Origin of the sequence: Pseudoalteromonas sp. ASV78, assembly GCF_047806705.1 — a bacterium.
In the GTDB taxonomy this organism is placed as follows: Bacteria; Pseudomonadota; Gammaproteobacteria; order Enterobacterales; family Alteromonadaceae; genus Pseudoalteromonas; species Pseudoalteromonas prydzensis_A.
Genome location: NZ_JBLOPA010000001.1, coordinates 3908635 through 3926920, shown reverse-complemented (window position 1 = coordinate 3926920; position 18286 = coordinate 3908635). Strand labels below are relative to the sequence as shown.

Genomic DNA, 18286 nt, shown 5'->3' with positions numbered 1-18286 from the left:
CAAAATCGATGCTTAACTGGAAATTTACGCCGCCTAAATAGATTTAGATCTTTTTTGAGATATAATTTTTAAATTAAATTTTAAGGAACATTCTGATGCGCTTACTTAAGAGCACCGTTCATCCCAGTGTGAGTGCCAGCGAACCACGCCAATTTACTCGCCTAACGAGCCGTGCTATTGCCTTAAAAGGCAGTGATATTTTACTTATGTACACCGCCCGCTATGAAGATTACAGCCTACCAGGGGGTGGCGTTGATGAAGGTGAAAGCATAGAGCAAGGATTAATCCGCGAGCTACAAGAAGAAACTGGCGCGCAAAACATCAAAGTACTCGGTGAATTTGGGCTTTATGAAGAATATCGCCCTTGGTATAAAGATGATTATACCGTGATCCATATAAAGTCTTACTGCTATTTTTGCAGCATCGATGAACAATTAGGCCAAGCGCAATTAGAACATTACGAGCAACAAAATGGCATGGTTGCTAAATGGGTGAACATTCATGATGCCATTGCTCATAACGAGCGAACGCTGGCAACCAGTGATAAACAAGGGCTATCTATCATTCGCGAAACCTATTTATTAAAACAAATAGCCCGTTATATCGCTTAATCCCATTGTGTCATTAATAAGGCTGACAGTGCTGCGGCATTAATATTTTCTCTAACAATGTATTTTTGCCCGCACCATAACGGCGAAAAATCACTTTTGCCTTGTGCTTCAGATTTAGCACGCAATGCACTTAGCGCAATACTAGCAAATGGAAATGCAGGCGCTTGCTGTGGCATAGTGCCAAGCTCGCGCATAACGCGGTTTTCAATCCCTCGAGCAGCGCGTCCAGAAAAAACCGTTGTCAGCGCCGTGCTGTTCGCTGGCTGCTGTAAAATAGCATCGCGATGCAGCGCTGACGTTGTTGCCTCTTTGCACAGTAAATAAGCACTGCCTACTTGTACCATTGCAGCGCCTAATGATTGCATTTTTTTTGCATCCTCGGCAGTGGCAATGCCGCCTGCGGCAATAACAGCAACATTAAGCTCAGCCACACATTGCTCAACCAATACCGCCGTTGGCTGCTGCAAACTTAAGTCCATTGATAAAAAGTGCCCTCGATGGCCGCCCGCCTCTAAACCCTGTGCTATAACGGCATCGGCTCCGTTAGCTGCCAACCACTTGGCTTCTTCAACAGTGGTAGCAGTGGATATCACTTTGCCGCCCCAGCTTTTAATTTGCTGTACTATGGCAGGCTCGGGCAAGCCAAAATGAAAGCTCACAACGGGCGGTTTAAAAGGCGCAATAACTGCCACAGTGTCTGCATCGATTGGCTGACGCGAAGCCGTCATTGTTAACTTTGCTTGATCAATATTAAATTCAGCAAAATAAGGGGCAAGTAACTGGTGCCAATCCTGTTTTTGTACATTGCTATAACTGGCTGGTGTATGGCAAAAAAAGTTAAGGTTATAGGGATTACTGGTCGCTTGAGTCAGTTTATCAAGCTCGCTAACTAACTGTTCTTTAGAGAGCATCGCACAGGGTAATGATCCTAAACCACCGGCATTACTCACAGCAGCAGCCAAACGAAAGTCTTGTACACCCGCCATCGGCGCTTGAATAAGCGCTAAATGCGTATTAAAAAAAGATAACGCCACAACATACTCCTTGTAACTTTTTCAGTCACCTGCACTTTTTACCGACATAAAACTAAATGCTAACTGAAAATAATAAAAGAATGAACTAATAAAAATAAAAAATCCAATAATTACAGTGCATTAAGAATATAAAACACATTAATACAGAGTTGGTGTTAGCTTTGCACACTCCCTACATACTATTTGTAAGGAGATTATGATGACTAATACAGTAACAACGATCAATCCAAGCACTGAACAACCCATTGCAGAATATACACTGCTTACTTTAGCACAAGCAAAAACCGAGGTAGGCAAATGTCAGCAAGCATATTTAGATTGGCGCCATATTTCACTCACTGATCGTGCCAAGTATTTAAACCAGCTAGCCTATCTGTTTGAACAACACAAAAAGTCACTTGCCACACTCATGACTAATGAAATGGGTAAGTTGTATCAGCAAGGTTTGCAAGAGGTCAAGCTCTGTGCAGCAATTTGCCATTACACCGCCGAGCACGGTCAAGCTCAATTGGCTGATGAAGAGCGGCCAATGGAGAATGGTCACGCCATCATTAGCTACCAGCCAACGGGGGTTTTATTAGGTATCCAACCTTGGAACTTTCCGCTTTATCAAGTTGTACGTTACGCCGTTACTAATATCATGGCAGGCAACACCACAGTACTCAAACACGCTAGTAACGTTTTTGGTATGGCTGAAAAGATCGAAGCATTGTTTATTGAAGCAGGCTTTCCAAGCCATGTATTTAAAAATTTATTAATCGATGGCAAAACTGCCAGCGAGTTAATCAGCCACAGCGCTATTCGTGGAGTAACATTTACAGGCAGTGATGACACAGGTAAAAAAGTGGCCGAACAAGCAGCTAAACAGGTTAAAAAAACCGTACTAGAACTTGGCAGTAACGATGCCTACTTGGTACTTGATGATGCGGATTTAGCACTGGCAATTAAAACCTGTGTGCAAGGTCGCATGGTTAATAACGGCCAAACCTGCGTAGCAGCAAAACGTTTTGTGGTAGTAGCAGCCTTATACGATGAGTTTAAAAAAGGCATAGTAGAGCAATTTAACGCCTTAAAAATTGGCGATCCTATGGATGAAAACACCGATCTTGGCCCAATGGCACGCGAGGATTTAAGAGACAAAATTCATAAACAAGTGATGCAATCAGTTGAGGCTGGTGCGTCTATTGTGACTGGTGGCGAAATACCTAAGCAAACAGGCTTTTACTATCCAGCTACCTTGCTTGAGAATTTATCGTCGGGCATGCCCGCATACGATGATGAGTTATTTGGTCCTGTGGCTTCACTTATCAAAGCAAAAGATAACGAAGATGCTATGCGCATTGCCAATGACTCACGCTATGGTTTAGGCGGCGGTATTTTTTCTAAAGATGAAAAGAAAGCCATTGAGCTGGCAAAAAAACACTTTGATACTGGTATGGTAAATATTAATGGCTATGGGCTTGCTCAACCAAACCTACCATTTGGCGGGGTGAAAGACAGCGGCTATGGCCGAGAGCATGGCGGTTTTGGCATTCGTGAATTTGTCAATATTAAAACCATTATGGTCAATCGCTAATAAAAGGGGCTGAACGCCCCTTAAGCTTTGATTTATTCTGAAAAGGTGGGCACTTGTCTTTTAGAATGCGCTGGCATTTGTAACTCATCAACCGCTTGTTGAACATCCATCTCGTCGTCAAGTTGTTGATTTTCATTTTGCGGCCTATGTACCAACTCAGTTAATAACGCAAAGTGATCAGAGCCATATTTCTCTAAGCGCTTTATGCGTTTCACGGTAAAACCGTGACTGTGAAATAAATGATCCAGTGGCCAACGCATAAAAAAGTAGCCAGCATGAAAAGTATTAAAAAAGCCACGGCCTTTGCGAGGGTCTAAAAAGCCGCTAATTTTCATAAATAAACGCGTGCTTCGCGACCAAGCTACATCATTCAGATCGCCTGCCACTATGGTGGGTCGTTTATTATTTTTTAATGCTTTAGCAAGTATAATTAATTCGGTATCTCGCGGTCTAGAAGTATCTTCTTCTGTAGGGCTCGGTGGGCGCAGGGTGAATAAAGTGCCCTTGCATTTCAATACCGTCGGCGGTTTCGAATAAAATATGGATGGAAGGAATATCGTCTTCTACCAGCTCGCAAACTTGCTGTTGTTTAATTTTATACTTGCTGTACAAATGCATGCCATAGCGGTTGTCTTTGGGGCAATAAACGCGATGCGGGTAAGCGTCTTCTAAACAACTTAGCTGCTGTTGCCAATTTAGGTCAGTTTCTAAGGTGATCAGTAAGTCAGGTTGGTGCTCTTTAACCAAATCGATCAGCATCTTGTATTTGTCATTCGACATCAATACATTAGCCGACATAATACGAATACTGTGTGGTGTATCATCTAAACATGACGCAACTTCTTTACTAGCAAGCCAAGTGTAAGGATAAATCCACATACCTTGAATTGCTAAGATAACAACGGCCATAACAAGCGCCGATATACTCAGCACAGCTGGCTCGTATGATACCCCGTAAATCGCCATCAGTAAGCCACACAGCGCAACATAAAATACTTGTAAACGGATAAAATCACAGCTACGGATCAGGTAGTGTTGGCTATAAGACAGAGGTAACAAGGTGGCAACTAATAACACACTCAACACACATACCAACACTGTTAACATTTATTAATCCTTTATTTATAGCGGCTTAAAATCGATAATATTTCTCTAGTATCATGCACCATATGAATGACAGTGTCATCCACTTCTATGGTTATGCGGCCATCTCGATCAACTGGCTTTAAAATCTTACCATGGCGATAAATATCACGGTCTAATATATCGCCTTTATGGTATTTTTTTTGCCAACCAGGTGGTAATTGACCACCCTTTGCCACTTTTTTCTGAAGCCCAGGTGGTAGGCTGCCTTTCTCTTTATTTTTAGCTTTCTCTTGATTGTCATGTTTAGCAAAAGCAGTGCTAGTACATAACACTATGCCAAGCAGTGCAATAGAAATAAGTGCTTTCATTGTTTTTCCCCTCGATGATTCATTTTAAGAGTAGCAATAATTCATCAACATGTTATGAATTAAGGTAAATAACTCAGTACTTAATAGCTATTTTTAATGATGACGGCTGACAATCGAAAGAATTTCTCGGGTATCGTGAACAAGGTGAATTAACCTATCATCGACTTCCAGTAAAATAAGCCCTTGGCGATCATGGCGCTTGATCACCCGACCACGGCGGTAAATATCTCTATCAAGACGATCGCCACGATGATATTTTTTGTACCAACCGGGTGGTAAGCCACGCCCACGGGACACCTTTTTATACAAACCTGGCGGAAGTTCACGGTAATAAACCGTATCGTGATGTTTACGACGGTGTTTATAATATTTTTTATGATGCTTTTTGCTGTGTTTTTTATGTTCATGGCGATGTTCATAACGCTCATGTTCACGCTCATGCTTGGCACTGACTTCTAACGGCAATAAACTTAGGCCAAATATGGCTAAAGAAAATACGATTGTTCGTTTCATAATTGTAACCTCAACTGTTGCTCTGGTTTCAAGCCTAGCAACTTTAGCTGAATCAAAGATGAAACATAATGTAAAGAGTGTAAAGACAGTAAGCACTTACATATTAAATTGATGTTAAAACAAACAATAGCAAGATGCTAAATTATAGGCACTTTTTACAGCTTATGTGGTCATAGCAAATTATCGTTTAGGGAACACATATTGTGACAACATGGCGCTGGTCTCTTATTATTTCATTACTACTCCACGGGATAATTTTTGCAATTTTAATGTCTGTCAAAACACCAAAGTTAAAAGTACGAGAAGTTCCACCCATCAAAGCATACATGGTCAGCATGACACCTAAGCCTAAACCATTGCCTGTAATAGAAAAGTCCAGCGGCCAGCACGCAGAAGTCCCGCTATCGGAAAAGCCTGTAAAACCTCTTGCCCCTGCAGCCTAAGGGATCCCCAAAAATAATTATTAAATTTCAATTACATCACTCACATCCATATTTTTCCAATCGAGTTGCACTACCACCTGTACGAAATAGGCTAGTCCTGCCAAATAATCTCGCCGTCGCAGTTTAATGGACTGTTTTTTGAAGTATCGCAGCCCAACAAATGCCCATGACACTACTCGTCTTTTTTTGGTTGAATTAGCTTGAAAAGCGCCTGTCTTTCCTGCTTTGTCTATCACTGCCCCCAGCATCATTGAGAACCAATGAGCCAGTGTGGCAAGCAGCAACAGTATGTCTAATCGATAGAGTTTGTTTGTCCTGTGCAGATCTGAGCCTAAGCCGAACCTAACACTTTTTTGATCTCGAAATCCTGCTTCTATCTGCATTCTCATACCATATAATTTGAGTACTTTTTCGAGAAAGTGGTGCCTCTTTGGAAGAGAAGAAACGAGTAGCCAAGGCTCCTTATAACCACGTTTTTTATCTCTTTTTAATAACTTATGTCCCTTGCCAACCAGCACTGCATGAGTTTGATATTTTGCACTTTTGGTCAACTCGGTCGCGCCAAGATACTGGCTCTTACGTTGATTGCTCTTGAATAGTGACTGGCATGGAACAAACTCATCGCTGCCCTGCGTTTTCAAATGTGCCGTACCTCGAACACGGCTAATATAATGCCAGCCATTGTTTCGCACGGCTTTGAGCCAAGGAACTTTAAAGCCCGCATCCGTCACAATTACGGGCCGGCAGTCACCCGGCAAAATCAGTTTGAGCATCTTTAAGAACCGTTTTTGAACTTTTGGGCAATGATACTGAAAACTGAATGCACTTTCCTGATACAGGGTCAAAGAACGACCTTCACTGGCAATGCTGGCACGCAGAATACAGTATTTGGTTTGTGTATCTGCATGACTCCAATCAACCAAAATGACGGGATGCTTTTCAGTGACCACAAAACGGCTTAAGCGAACATAAACCGATGTCGACTCACGCAAAAGCTCGTGGTTACTGAGTAGTCGATCAATACGTTTAATATCATGTTTTTCAGTTGTTTTTGAATTCAAGTTGCGGCCGATAGAAGTCAAGGTACATTGCTGACAGTGCAATAGAGATTTAACGGCAGCGACTAAAGTATTAAATCTGGCTTTATGAATTGAGTTAGGGGTGACAGCGTGGAGCATATTGTGCAAAATAGTAGACGCATTCATGGTGTTTAGTTCTGTTGTTTTTAAGCGATTCATAAGATCACAAAACACCATGAATGTTCCCTCGCTTCCCACATTTTTTAAGACTATTAATTCATTGATATATAAAGGCTAATTTTGGGGATGTTTTAGCCCTGCAGCAGACGCCGTTATAAAAATTAAAAAGCCTGCAACGCCTGAGGCACTAACAGCCACTAACAGCCACTAACAGCTACAAAAATAGACCTCGAACTAGGCTTGAAGAGTATTCTAAAGCAACAACAAAATACATTCCCATCCACACACAAAGTGTCACATGCTTTAGCGCAATCGCAGCGTATCACAGTCCCAAATGAGCACCAAAAAGCCGCCATAAACCCATTAAAAATTGAACAACAAAGCATGCAATTTACGACCTATCGCTTCGGCGACAGGTGCTTTAAACAAGTGTCGATTGGAGCAGGTGTAATGCCAATAAGTGACCTACCAGATAGTTATTTAGTAGGCATCAATTGCGCTAAAACAAAAGTAACCGACGCCTACGATAAAGCAATGAACAAATGGTTAGATAAATAATAACGTACGGGTTGGATTTCATAACTCCAAACTTAAATTAAAAAACTCATTTCTAATTTAAGTTTTATTATTTACTTTTTTATAAAAGCAAGTTGTAAGTAAGAAACTAAATGGCCACTAATGAAACCAATAAAACACTAATTGAATAAGCCTCATTAATGTTAACTTCTCTTACTTGAAATAAATCACAAAGTAACCTATTCCAAATTTCTTTAAATATATAAGAAATAGTTATAGCCACTCCAATAAGTAATAATAAAGAGAATAAAACCTTCAACCAAAATTGAGTAAAAAGCAAATCTAACAAAGTGCTATTTCCATACCCAGCTGAAACATCAACCGTGAAGAGTGTAAATATAAACATAACAAGTAACAGTGCGAAGGTTGCAAAAACATTAAACTCTGTTGAGATTATTTTCTTCATATATTAATTCCCTTTTATACAAATATTTAAGTTTGTCGGTTCACTATAAAATGCAACCTCTTATTAACTTACCGATAATAACACCAACAACTTATCAATCAAACTATTAACCATAAAGAAACCTGACGATAACATACTCAACTATCCGTTTGTAATCTTAAAAGAAAAAGTAATAATCCATTCTAACTTACAAGCAAATAAAAACGTGACAACTACATGGCCTTTGCCTAAAATCCCCTCACTTACCTTATTGGAGTTTGCGCATTAATGAATAACTAACACCTGTTGAAATTCGTTTTATTTATTTGAATTTACAGGGTTAGTGGGCGCAAAATTCGTCATATTTCTAGCTATATACTTAACGATACACAGTTAATCTTAATTGCTTTGCGCGCCATGCCCTGCTTACTCCAGAGGCATTATGCAGTCATTACACATCCACAATTTAAGCTATCAACACCCTGATGGCCATGTACAATTTAACCAGCTTAATTTTTCAATCCCCGAAAAGCTCACCGCGATCATCGGCGCTAATGGCAGCGGAAAATCAATATTGGTGAGCATATTGGCAAATCAACAGCAAGCCAGTTCCGGACATGTTGAATTTACGGGCACTCGTTTAGCCGTATCACAACAGCAATTAAGTGATCATTCTTTACAAGGCTCAGCCAACACTATCGCCCAATTATTGGGTATAGATAAAAAGCTGGCAGCGCTTGCACGTATTACGCACGGGAGCATTGCTGAGGCAGATTTTGCGCTAATCGGCGACGATTGGTTATGTGAGCAAAATTATCAACAACAGTTGTTGAGCCTAGCTATTGAAGCGCCATTAAATACCCCTATTAGTTATTTGAGCCCCGGCCAACAGCGCTGCTTAACACTTTATTGTGCCCTGCAAGCACAGCCTGATTTACTGATTTTAGATGAGCCAAGCAATCATTTAGACCAAACAGCAAAGCAATGGTTAATAACGCAATTGCATGCCTTTACAGGGCAAATAGTGATTGTTAGTCATGATCGCCAATTACTTGATCACTGCGACGCTATCATTGAGTTAAACAGTCTCGGTATCCATTACGAGACCGGTAACTACCAGCATTTTTGCCAGCAAAAAGCACTGCAACAAACGGCGCTAACTAAACAAATTGCTCACCTAGCAAAAGAACAAAAAAAACACCAACAACAAACCCAGCTAAACCATGAAAAAGCGCAGCAAAGAGCGGCGCAAGGCAATAAACATCGCAGCAGCGCCAGCCAACCTAAAGTGATGTTAGATTTTAAGAAAAACAGTGCCCAAGCCAATAAAGGTGCTAGCGAGCGTTTAGCATCAGCGAAGCTAAACGCCTTAGCCGAAAAACGGCAAACACTGCAACAGCAACTGCCGAACAGCATTGAACGAAAGTTAAAGTTCAGCCAACCCAGCAGCAATAAACGTTTGCTGTTTATTGATAAGCTTTGCTTGCCTTTTGCTAGCAGTAACCAGTCTGTGACCTTACAAATAAACAGTGGCGATAAATTACATATTGCAGGGCCAAATGGCTCGGGTAAATCAACGCTACTAAGGATGATCAATGAATCTGCAAAGTCATCCGTAGCAACGGCAATTCATCTAAACAGCAAGGTGCTTTATATTGACCAGCACTGCTCATTTTTAACCGCCACTGACAGCTTAGTCAAAGCACTAGAGGTACATTGTGCTCTAGAGCTACAAACAATCCGCCATCTACTAGCGAATATTGGTTTCAAGGGCGATGATGTATATCGGCCAATTAGTCAACTTAGCGGCGGCGAGAAAATGCAATTAGCCATGTTAATTGCCGCGCAAAATGCGGGGGACTATTTATTATTACTAGATGAACCCGATAACCATTTGGATCTTGATAACAAGCAGCGACTTGCACAAAATCTTGCTGATTTTACTGGTAGCTTTATATTGGTAAGCCACGATGAAGCATTTATTCAGCAATCTAGTTTAACAACCAAAATTACCTTAAAGTAACAGCGGAAGAACTTTTTCACTGTTTTAGGTTCAAACTCATCGGATCACTTAATTATAAAAAGGAATAATATGAAAACTCTACAATTGGTTTTGGTGATTGTCATTACCGCATTAGCTGGCTGTAGCACTATGCTCAGCCAAAATGCGAATCAAAAAACGCGCTCAAGTAGCCTCGTGGATTTCCTATACCCTGATGAACAAAGTCGTCAAGCCCATCAACCAAGCGTGCCAACACTCAACTTACCTGCCACTGTCGGTATTGCATTTATTCCCAATCAATATGACTCTGGCATTCGCAGTAACGACGAAATTGCATTGCTTGAAAAAGTAAAAAAACAGTTTATGCAATACGACTATATCGACCGAATTGAAATTATTCCAAGCAGTTATTTAAAAGGAGGCCAAGGATTTATCACACTTGAGCAGGTATCTAGATTATACGATGTTGATATTATGGCGCTGGTGTCTTACGACCAAGTATCACAAACACTCGAAAATAATGCCGCATTCTTATACTTAACGATTGTTGGTTTATACGTTATTCCAGGCAACGAAAACACAGTTCAGACTTTTGTTGATACTGCCGTTTTTGATTTGAAAAGTAAAAAAATGTTATTTCGAGCTCCGGGGATTAACAAAGTAGAGCAACGCAGTACAGCCGTCGGTATTGATGATACCTTAAACGAACAGTCACAAGGCAGCTTTAACTTAGCTGTTGATGACATGATCACAAACTTAGATGCTGAGCTTGGTTCATTTAAAACCCGCGTAAAAGAAGAGAAAATAGCCAATGTAAATCATAAAGATGGCAGTAGTGGTGGTAGCTTATATGGCTTGTTAATGCTATTAGCGGGCGCGTTAGTTTTTAAGCAATATAAGCAAAAGACAAAACCGCAGCCAGCTCCGTTTTAAGCTAAAGCTTTAGAATCCCCAAAAAAGGTTATATCCTGCCCTTTTGAAATATCTTAGATAAAGGGCTTTCATGCTTTCTCGATTACTGTGCCTAGTGCTCATTACCCCAACAGCCTTTAACTCTTTCGCCACGCAAAGCGATATTGAACGCATTACTACCACCGCGTCACGGGTTGACGTAAGCGCCGATCCGCTACCTTTAGTAATTAGCAGTATCACTAAAGAGCAGCTAGATTTAATTGCCCCGACTCATATTGAACAAGTGTTAAAACAGGTTGCTGGTGCCAATGTACAACATGGTAATGGTCAAGAATATTTACCCGCACTGCGCTCTCCGGTTCTTTCTGGGGCGGGTGCCTGTGGTGGATTACTCACCGCTGAAGACGGTATTCCCCTGCGTGCGGCAGGCTTTTGCAATATTAACGAATTGTTTGAAGCGCACACTGAAATGGCCGAGCGGGTTGAAGTATTAAAAGGCCCAGGCTCTGCCCTTTACGGCTCCAACGCCGTACATGGGGTTATTAATGTGATCACCCCTGATACCACTTATGATGAACATTTGCTCGGCGTTGATTTAGGCTCTTACGGCTACAGCCGTTTAAAACTGAGAAGCGGTAAAGATTTAGGCAATCAAGGGGTTGGCATCAATGCCAGTATTACTCGCGATAGCGGTTACCGTGATGATGAAAGCGTCGATCAAGAAAAATTAAACCTACGTCATCGTTATACCGGCGACGAACTCTCAATTACAACAGGGCTAAGCTATACTAATCTTGATCAAAAAACCGCAGGGTTTATTGAAGGCTTTGAAAGCTATAAAGATGATGAAATAGCCCAGCAAAACTTTGATCCTGATGCATTTAGAAACGCCCGCTCATTGCGGCTTTGGTCAAAAGCGCAGTGGCAAACCGCACAAGATACACTCACCATTACCCCTTATGTGCGCAATCAAAGTATGACATTTTTCAAGCACTTTTTACCGGGTACGCCGCTTGAAGAAAACAGCCAAAAGGGCGTTGGTATTCAATCACTCTGGCAACATGCTTACTCCAATGAACTGACAATAAACTTAGGCCTAGACGGCGAATACACCCGTGCAGATTTTTTACAATATCAAGATCAAGCAACCCAAGGTTCGGCATTTTTAGTCGCCACAGTGCCGCAAGGTAAGCATTACGATTACGATGTAAACAGCACGCTACTCGCCCCTTTTATCAGCCTTGATTGGCAGTGGCAGCAACTCGCTATTAGCTTAGGCGCGCGCTTTGAGCAGCTCAATTACGATTACAACAATAATATGCTCGCCGGGCGCACAAAAGAAGATGGCAGCGAATGCGCAATGGGCGGTTGTCGTTACTCTCGCCCACCAAGTGGCGAAAATAAATTTACCAATACATCGCCTAAACTTGGCCTGAGTTATCAATTAAGTGCTGATAATTATTTATATGCAAACCTATCTCGCGGTTACCGTGCGCCGCAAGCGGCTGAGCTTTATCAGTTACAACGCGAGCAACAGGTTGCCGAGCTAGAGTCAGAAACAGCAGATAACCTTGAAATAGGCATTAAAGGGCAATATCAACAATTGCATTATGTATTCTCTGCATATGCGATGAACAAACAAAACGTGATTTTTCGCGATAGCGACTTTTTTACCATTAATGACGGGCAAACTCAGCACCGCGGTATTGAACTTGAGCTTGATTATCAACTTACTCAGTCAATAAAGCTTGCCCTTGCTGCAAGCCATGCGGTGCACACCTACGACTATGACCAAGTGTTATCTGGGGTAAATATTAACGGTAACGATATAGACACAGCGCCGCGCAATATTGCCAACCTACAAGCCAACTGGCAAATCAGCAATAACACCCTAGTTGCTATTGAATGGCATCATGTCAGTGACTATTTTACCGACCCTGAAAACCTACATAGTTACGCAGGTCATGATTTAATTAATTTACGTGGGGCTTGGCAGCTCACTGAACGGTTAAAACTAACCGCGCGCATTAACAACCTAACCGACACCGCCTATGCCGAGCGAGCCGATTATACTAGCTTTACTGGCGACCGTTATTTCCCAGGGCGACCACGTAATGTGATGTTCTCAGCAAGTTACGCTTGGTAGCTACCAAGTTTAGGTAAGTTCGCCATATAGCGAACATAGTTGTATAAGACCAAAAAGATAGCCATATAGCGAACCTAAGTGGATTATCTTTTATTGTAATAGCTGTTTATATTGCGCATTTAAGTGCACCTTGAGTTCGGGGTGCGCTGCTAATAATTCAGTCAGCTGAGCTTTAGCGGCCGTGGTATTACCATCTGCAATAAATGTATCTATACGCCTAAATGTATTCGCCACCTCTGCGGTGATAATTTCAAGCTCTAATAACAACGCACTTTTCGCTGTCATGCTTGGTGCGGCAAATTGCCTGCCAGCCATTTTTTCACTTTGTTGGCGCTGCTGGGTTTGTTTTAATTGCATCATTTGAGCTTGTTCTTGCGCTTGCTCTTGCGCTTCGTTTTGCATCATTTCAGGCGAGGCCGCAGGTGCTAAAGCAGTCTGTTCATCAGCTAAAATTTGCAGCTCATTTATTGTCTCTGACGGCTTAAGATACTGTGCGCTATTTTGCACATATAAAACAGCGACTAACACCAGTGATGCCGCAGTCGATAATTGCCCATACCAAGTTTGATAAAAGCGCTTAGGTTTATGAATTGGGGTGACTTTATTATCTGCAACCTCATCTGCTGCGTGTTTTAGTATTTGCTCATCAAGTTGTGAGCTTGGCTGCTCCGTAGCACCGCGTTTATAAAGTGAAGCAATATCATGACTGGTTAACTTATCGCTCATTGCTAGTCTCCATTTTATATCTGATACATTGCTTTAACTTGGCTTGCGCGTAACGAATGCGGCTTTTTATATTTTCAGTAGTCTCTGCCACTAATTCGGCAATTTCTTTAAGGGTAAAACCAGCTTCGTGTTTAAGTAAAAATGCTTCTTTTTGCTCTCGGGGCAATTGCGCTAAACACACTTTTAGCTGCGCGGCTTGCTGGTCTTGCTCAAGTTTTTCAGCAGCTGATTGACTGTTATGATCGGCAAAATCGGCAGTTTCAAGATCTTGATTATCGTCGTCTAACCACTTACTTTGCGTACCAGTTCGGCGGTAATGATCAATTAATTCATTATGGGCAATACGATACAACCAAGTAGTAAATTTGGCGCTCGCTTGATACTGCGAACGCGCCTTTATTAGCTTGTTCCATACTTCTTGATAAAGCTCTTCAGCCACTTGCGGGGTTGCACACTGGCGTAAAAAATAACGATATAAGCTATTTTTATGGCGGGTGTACAACTGCGAAAAAGCCTGTACATCCCCTTGCCCATAACTCAACATTAATTGCTCATCAGCGAGTTCCGTCATAACGTCCTTTACTTAAATCACAGTGCCGCAGCATTATTTACGAGTTGCACAAACTCACTACGATAGCCAAATGTGTCTCTGCCTTTGTTAGCGGTTGCCAATTTAGCGCAATCCTCATACTGCCAGTCTCCGGTATATTTTGCACCTTTTAATAACTGCGCAAACCCAGCAACTGCCGCGGCAAATTTAAAATCGGAACTTGCCTGCGATAACGGCTGTATTTTATCACTACTGATAGCTTGCGTAAGCAATTCGCTTTGCTCGCCGTCAGGCTGTTTGAAACGCACTTTTACAAAGGCAAGTTCATTGCTGGCAACAGCTTTTTTGTGTTGTGTAGCTTGGTAACGTAGTTCATCTATTTGTTTATGCGCGGAGTTCGCTAAGGTTATTTCATATAACGCAGTTACTGTATGCCCAGTTCCCAACTCTGCAGCATCAACCTTATCGTTATTAAAGTCTTCAGCAGCAAGCATACGGTTTTGATAACCAATTAAACGGTACTCAGCGACCTGTTGAGGATTAAACTCCAGCTGAATTTTTACGTCTTTGGCAATAATTTGCATGGTACTACTAAGCTCATCAACCAGTACTTTGCGTGCTTCGTTAATGTTATCAATATACGCATGTTGGCCGTTGCCAATATTAGCTAATTGCTCCATTAAGCCATCGTTATAATTACCTTGGCCAAAGCCTAACGTGGTTAGTGCAACGCCCGTTTTGCGCTTTGCTGCCACCAGCTCTTTGAGTTTATCAACTGATTGCATGCCTACATTAAAGTCGCCATCGGTGGCCAAAATCACTCGGTTAATGCCGTCTTTTTTAAAGTTTTGCTGTGCTATTTGATACGCAAGCTCAATGCCTTGCTCGCCATTTGTTGAACCGCCCGCGGCCAGTTTATCTAATGCTGCGCTGATAGCTTGTTGATCATTGCCTTTAGTTGCTGGCAATGCCACGCCTGCAGCACCGGCATACACCACAATGGCAACTGAATCATTTTCATCTAATTGTTTAGTTAACATGGTTAAACTGGTTTTTAATAAGGGTAATTTGTTGGGTGCATTCATAGAGCCAGATACATCCAGTAAAAACACTAAATTTGCTGCTTTTAAATCTGCTTTTTCAATCTCAAAGCCTTTAATGCCAATTTTAAGTAATTGCCGATGTTGACTCCAAGGTGCCGTTGCCACCTCAGTATGCACCTTAAATGGTGAGCTAATATTCTCGGGGGCACTGTAGTCATAATCAAAATAGTTAATAAAGGCTTCTTCGCGTACCGCATCGTTTGGCGGTAGCTGCCCCATATTCAACATTCTACGGGTATTGCTGTAACTGCCCGTGTCTACATCAATTGAGAAAGTAGATACCGGCTCAGTAACTGTTTGTTTAACTGGATTCTGCTGGGATTTTAAATAGTTTTCACGATCTTGCTCTGACACCAATACCACATCATCAACTGGAGCTGGTGGCATCGGTTGTAATATCGGGCGCTGCATAGCAACACTTGCATGCATCATCCCTTGCGGCATGGCCTCATAACTTACAGCATGTTGTCTCTGCCTTGTTTGCACTTGTAGTTCTAATTGCTGTTCATCGTTTTGTTTGCTCTTCGCCGCATTGTTTGTTTGGTTTTGTTGTTCATCAACCTCGCTTTGTGAACTTTGCTCACAACCGGTTAAGCCAACTATAACCGCAAGGCTCAACACCGTTAAACGTAAATTAATTGCTTGGATGTTACTCATCTTGTTATTCATAAAGTCACCTTAGCTTTTATTAAATATGAATTACTAAACCTATTAACGGATGACTTTAAAAAGTGGGGTTAATTATTTTTGAAATGAAAGTCTATTCATCCCATTTAATATCAACGTAGTGTCTGCTTAGACTATAATTGCGCTCCCTCTTTCTTATTGATGATTTTAGTTTTGAACTCGACTCCCATTAAAAGAACTGCTTTTTCTTCTGCTATTTTAATTTTAGGCATTATCTTTATTGCCGCTAACTTACGCGCACCGGTTACAGGGCTTGCTCCTGTGCTTGAGCAAATTATCTTAAGCTTTGCTTTAACCCCTTCTCAAGCCGGTATGCTCACTACTTTACCATTAATTGCCTTTGCACTGGCAAGCCCAATGGCGGCAAGCCTAGCTAAAAAACAAGGCTTGGAAATATCGTTATTTATCGCACTAATCCTAATTGGCCTAGGACTGGCGTCACGATTAATAAACTCTGCCGCTATGTTGTATTTAGGCACCGCCATCATAGGTATTGGCATCGCAATAGGTAACGTGCTGTTGCCGAGTTTAATTAAACGCGACTTCCCACATAAAGTGGCGGTAATGACCTCTACTTACGTACTAGCGATGGGTATTTTTGGTGGCAGTTATGCCGCGCTTATTATTCCGCTGGCTGAATATAAAAGTATGGGTTGGCAATTAGCCCTTGCTTGTTATGGCTTACTTACCCTAGTGAGTATTATTGTTTGGCTACCGCAGTTAAAACTTCATACCAAGCCCACAAAAGATCTGCTGGCGAGTGTTAACAGCAACAAAGTATGGCACGAAGCACTTGCGTGGCAGATTACCTTACTGCTGGGGTTAAATTCATTTTTTACCTATATTATGATTAGTTGGTTGCCGAGTATTTTAATTGAAGGTGGCCATACAGCTCAGCATGCGGGTGCGCTACAAGGTGCCTTTCAAGTAGCGTCTGCAGTGCCTGGCATTATCTTAATACCATTGTTGGCAAAGCTTAAAGATCAACGAATTTTAACCAGCTTGTTAGCACTAATAGCCGCAACAGGCTCAATTGGGCTGCTTTATTTACCTGAGTTTGCCTCACTGTGGGCGGTCACCTTAGGGTTTTGCTCTGGCGCTTGCTTTATTTTAGGTTTGTCGTTTATTAGCTTACGTACTCATGATACCCAACAAGCCACCTCGCTGTCAGGTATGGCGCAATGCTTGGGTTACTTACTTGCCGCCTCTGGGCCGATTATCGCAGGAGCATTACATAGTTACTCTGGTAATTGGACAACCACCTTGTGGTTATGCGCCTTTGCAAGTGCCTTATGCGCCGTATTTGGCTATTTAGGGGGCCGCAATATCACCATGACAAATAACGCCAATAGCTAACCTACACACCTAAATAAATGCATTGCTTAAACGCAGTGCATTTATATCTTTGAGCGGTGGACGGCCAAAAAATCGCGTGTACTCGCGGCTAAATTGTGAAGCGCTTTCATAGCCCACTTGCAAAGCAGCCGTATTCGCATCAAGGCGCTGATTCAGCATTAACTGCCTCGCCTCTTGTAAGCGTAAATTTTTAATATATTGCAACGGGCTGAGCTTAGTCACTTCTCGAAAATGTTGACGAAACGTTGATTCACTCATGTGCGCCTCAGCAGCTAAATCCACTATCGAAAAATCATCTTTATAATTTTGTTTAAGCCAATATAAAATTTTAGCTATTTTTTGACTTGCTGATCCAGCAGTAACTACTTGCCTTAAAAGGTAACTATGCGGGCTTTGTAATAACCGAAAAACAATTTCTTCTTGAATTAAAGGTGCAACTAAAGGGATCAACTGTGGTTCTGTTAGTAACTTAATAAGCCTGTTGATAGCATCTAAAATACCGTCATCGGCATCCACCACCGACATAGCGTTTTGACGAGTGCCGTTGTATTGCTCATTAAAATCCATATTGGCAACCGCTTGGCCTAATACTTTACTGTCTAAACTTAAGTGCAACCCTAAAAAAGGTCGCTGCACAGAGGCGGATGTAATATGGCTAACAACTGGCACATCCACAGAGGCCACTAATGTTTGCCCATCAGCATAATCATAAATATCTTCGCCTAAGGTAACGCGCTTGCCACCTTGCACAGTAACCCCTAAGCCAAGCCCGTACACACACGGCATAGGCTCAGATACATTGCTGCGCCTAACTAAAGTCAGTGCCGCTATTTGGGTATTAAAAATGCCATCCTGTGTTGCAACTGCTAACACAGATTCAGTCAGGGTTTGTTTGTTACTCATTACGTCTTAAATTAATGTCATCATTTTATAGCCCAAGCTTAGCACTAAGCATAACAATAAATATTAATAACAATCATGATCTGTTGTTTTAGGCAAAAAACACATTGGTT

The 18286-nt window shown here is 41.7% G+C and carries 17 protein-coding genes and 1 pseudogene; 8 read left to right on the top strand and 10 right to left on the bottom strand.

Annotation, left to right across the window (positions count from 1 at the left end; all coding sequences use genetic code 11):
* Positions 1–95: 95 nt before the first annotated feature.
* The gene (locus ACMVDV_RS17925; protein WP_416158998.1) at positions 96–611 is read left to right on the top strand and encodes an NUDIX hydrolase; all 516 of its coding nucleotides are present in this window, start codon (positions 96–98) and stop codon (positions 609–611) included.
* Here the strand turns inward: ACMVDV_RS17925 and ACMVDV_RS17920 are convergent.
* Positions 608–1645: an NAD(P)H-dependent flavin oxidoreductase gene (locus ACMVDV_RS17920; RefSeq protein WP_416158997.1), complete on the bottom strand. Its 1038-nt coding sequence runs from the start codon at positions 1643–1645 to the stop codon at positions 608–610. The two genes, ACMVDV_RS17925 and ACMVDV_RS17920, sit on opposite strands and share 4 nt — an antisense overlap.
* A gap of 199 nt (positions 1646–1844) precedes the next feature.
* On the opposite strand from ACMVDV_RS17920, the gene ACMVDV_RS17915 reads away from it, so the two are divergent.
* A complete protein-coding gene (locus tag ACMVDV_RS17915) occupies positions 1845–3221 on the top strand; it encodes an NAD-dependent succinate-semialdehyde dehydrogenase (protein WP_416159116.1) in 1377 nt (458 codons plus the stop codon).
* 32 nt (positions 3222–3253) lie between these two features.
* On the opposite strand, the pseudogene ACMVDV_RS17910 reads toward ACMVDV_RS17915, so the two are convergent.
* The 3 genes and pseudogenes from ACMVDV_RS17910 to ACMVDV_RS17900 all read right to left on the bottom strand — a co-directional run bounded on the left by ACMVDV_RS17910 (position 3254) and on the right by ACMVDV_RS17900 (position 5188).
* Positions 3254–4328 (bottom strand): annotated as a pseudogene (locus ACMVDV_RS17910) (endonuclease/exonuclease/phosphatase family protein).
* 11 nt (positions 4329–4339) lie between these two features.
* Entirely contained in the window at positions 4340–4675 is a 336-nt protein-coding gene (locus ACMVDV_RS17905; protein WP_416158996.1) for a hypothetical protein, read from the bottom strand.
* A 93-nt stretch (positions 4676–4768) separates the two neighbouring features.
* Positions 4769–5188, bottom strand: coding sequence for a hypothetical protein (locus tag ACMVDV_RS17900; RefSeq protein ID WP_416158995.1), 420 nt, complete (start codon positions 5186–5188; stop codon positions 4769–4771).
* Between the two features lie 203 nt (positions 5189–5391).
* Between ACMVDV_RS17900 and ACMVDV_RS17895 the strand changes: the two genes are divergently transcribed.
* The gene (locus ACMVDV_RS17895) at positions 5392–5631 is read left to right on the top strand and encodes a hypothetical protein (protein ID WP_416158994.1); all 240 of its coding nucleotides are present in this window, start codon (positions 5392–5394) and stop codon (positions 5629–5631) included.
* Positions 5632–5651: 20 nt separating this feature from the next.
* Here the strand turns inward: ACMVDV_RS17895 and ACMVDV_RS17890 are convergent, their stop codons facing one another.
* Positions 5652–6869, bottom strand: coding sequence for an IS4 family transposase (locus tag ACMVDV_RS17890; protein WP_416156999.1), 1218 nt, complete (start codon positions 6867–6869; stop codon positions 5652–5654).
* Positions 6870–7070: 201 nt separating this feature from the next.
* Here ACMVDV_RS17890 and ACMVDV_RS17885 point away from each other — a divergent pair, with 201 nt between their 5' ends.
* Positions 7071–7388 (top strand): hypothetical protein, encoded by a 318-nt coding sequence (locus ACMVDV_RS17885; protein ID WP_416158993.1) that lies wholly within the window; start codon positions 7071–7073, stop codon positions 7386–7388.
* A 106-nt stretch (positions 7389–7494) separates the two neighbouring features.
* Here the strand turns inward: ACMVDV_RS17885 and ACMVDV_RS17880 are convergent, their stop codons facing one another.
* Positions 7495–7812 carry a hypothetical protein gene (locus tag ACMVDV_RS17880; RefSeq protein WP_416158992.1) on the bottom strand — a complete coding sequence of 106 codons (318 nt, stop codon included), beginning with the start codon at positions 7810–7812 and terminating at the stop codon, positions 7495–7497.
* 421 nt (positions 7813–8233) lie between these two features.
* Here ACMVDV_RS17880 and ACMVDV_RS17875 point away from each other — a divergent pair, with 421 nt between their 5' ends.
* The 3 genes from ACMVDV_RS17875 (at position 8234) to ACMVDV_RS17865 (ending at position 12851) form a co-directional block, all read left to right on the top strand.
* Positions 8234–9814, top strand: a complete 1581-nt coding sequence (locus ACMVDV_RS17875) for an ATP-binding cassette domain-containing protein (protein ID WP_416158991.1) — start codon at positions 8234–8236, stop codon at positions 9812–9814.
* A gap of 69 nt (positions 9815–9883) precedes the next feature.
* On the top strand, positions 9884–10726 hold the full coding sequence (gene rhlP / locus ACMVDV_RS17870; protein WP_416158990.1) for a rhombotarget lipoprotein: 843 nt from the start codon (positions 9884–9886) through the stop codon (positions 10724–10726).
* Positions 10727–10796: 70 nt separating this feature from the next.
* Positions 10797–12851: a TonB-dependent receptor gene (locus tag ACMVDV_RS17865; protein ID WP_416158989.1), complete on the top strand. Its 2055-nt coding sequence runs from the start codon at positions 10797–10799 to the stop codon at positions 12849–12851.
* A 90-nt stretch (positions 12852–12941) separates the two neighbouring features.
* On the opposite strand, the gene ACMVDV_RS17860 is transcribed toward ACMVDV_RS17865, so the two are convergent.
* Genes ACMVDV_RS17860 through ACMVDV_RS17850 form a run of 3 tightly spaced genes read right to left on the bottom strand, consistent with a single transcriptional unit; the run spans position 12942 to position 15899 of the window.
* A complete protein-coding gene (locus ACMVDV_RS17860) occupies positions 12942–13577 on the bottom strand; it encodes a hypothetical protein (RefSeq protein ID WP_416158988.1) in 636 nt (211 codons plus the stop codon).
* Positions 13567–14148 carry a sigma-70 family RNA polymerase sigma factor gene (locus tag ACMVDV_RS17855; RefSeq protein WP_416158987.1) on the bottom strand — a complete coding sequence of 194 codons (582 nt, stop codon included), beginning with the start codon at positions 14146–14148 and terminating at the stop codon, positions 13567–13569. Before ACMVDV_RS17855 ends, ACMVDV_RS17860 begins: the two co-directional genes overlap by 11 nt.
* Before the next feature lie 17 nt (positions 14149–14165).
* Entirely contained in the window at positions 14166–15899 is a 1734-nt protein-coding gene (locus tag ACMVDV_RS17850) for a vWA domain-containing protein (RefSeq protein WP_416158986.1), read from the bottom strand.
* Positions 15900–16058: 159 nt separating this feature from the next.
* Here ACMVDV_RS17850 and ACMVDV_RS17845 point away from each other — a divergent pair, with 159 nt between their 5' ends.
* Positions 16059–17273, top strand: coding sequence for an MFS transporter (locus ACMVDV_RS17845; protein WP_416159115.1), 1215 nt, complete (start codon positions 16059–16061; stop codon positions 17271–17273).
* Positions 17274–17282: 9 nt separating this feature from the next.
* On the opposite strand, the gene ACMVDV_RS17840 is transcribed toward ACMVDV_RS17845, so the two are convergent.
* Positions 17283–18176: an AraC family transcriptional regulator gene (locus ACMVDV_RS17840; RefSeq protein WP_304184938.1), complete on the bottom strand. Its 894-nt coding sequence runs from the start codon at positions 18174–18176 to the stop codon at positions 17283–17285.
* Between the last annotated feature and the right edge of the window lie 110 nt (positions 18177–18286).

Bases quoted from the DNA above. Each gene is read 5' to 3' on its own strand.
- ACMVDV_RS17925 (WP_416158998.1), top strand. From the start codon at position 96: ATGCGCTTACTTAAGAGCACCGTTCATCCCAGTGTGAGTGCCAGCGAA.
- ACMVDV_RS17915 (WP_416159116.1), top strand. From the start codon at position 1,845: ATGACTAATACAGTAACAACGATCAATCCAAGCACTGAACAACCCATT.
- ACMVDV_RS17905 (WP_416158996.1), bottom strand. From the start codon at position 4,675: ATGAAAGCACTTATTTCTATTGCACTGCTTGGCATAGTGTTATGTACT.
- ACMVDV_RS17900 (WP_416158995.1), bottom strand. From the start codon at position 5,188: ATGAAACGAACAATCGTATTTTCTTTAGCCATATTTGGCCTAAGTTTA.
- ACMVDV_RS17890 (WP_416156999.1), bottom strand. From the start codon at position 6,869: ATGAATCGCTTAAAAACAACAGAACTAAACACCATGAATGCGTCTACT.
- ACMVDV_RS17880 (WP_416158992.1), bottom strand. From the start codon at position 7,812: ATGAAGAAAATAATCTCAACAGAGTTTAATGTTTTTGCAACCTTCGCA.
- ACMVDV_RS17875 (WP_416158991.1), top strand. From the start codon at position 8,234: ATGCAGTCATTACACATCCACAATTTAAGCTATCAACACCCTGATGGC.
- rhlP (WP_416158990.1), top strand. From the start codon at position 9,884: ATGAAAACTCTACAATTGGTTTTGGTGATTGTCATTACCGCATTAGCT.
- ACMVDV_RS17865 (WP_416158989.1), top strand. From the start codon at position 10,797: ATGCTTTCTCGATTACTGTGCCTAGTGCTCATTACCCCAACAGCCTTT.
- ACMVDV_RS17860 (WP_416158988.1), bottom strand. From the start codon at position 13,577: ATGAGCGATAAGTTAACCAGTCATGATATTGCTTCACTTTATAAACGC.
- ACMVDV_RS17855 (WP_416158987.1), bottom strand. From the start codon at position 14,148: ATGACGGAACTCGCTGATGAGCAATTAATGTTGAGTTATGGGCAAGGG.
- ACMVDV_RS17850 (WP_416158986.1), bottom strand. From the start codon at position 15,899: ATGAATAACAAGATGAGTAACATCCAAGCAATTAATTTACGTTTAACG.
- ACMVDV_RS17845 (WP_416159115.1), top strand. From the start codon at position 16,059: ATGATTTTAGTTTTGAACTCGACTCCCATTAAAAGAACTGCTTTTTCT.
- ACMVDV_RS17840 (WP_304184938.1), bottom strand. From the start codon at position 18,176: ATGAGTAACAAACAAACCCTGACTGAATCTGTGTTAGCAGTTGCAACA.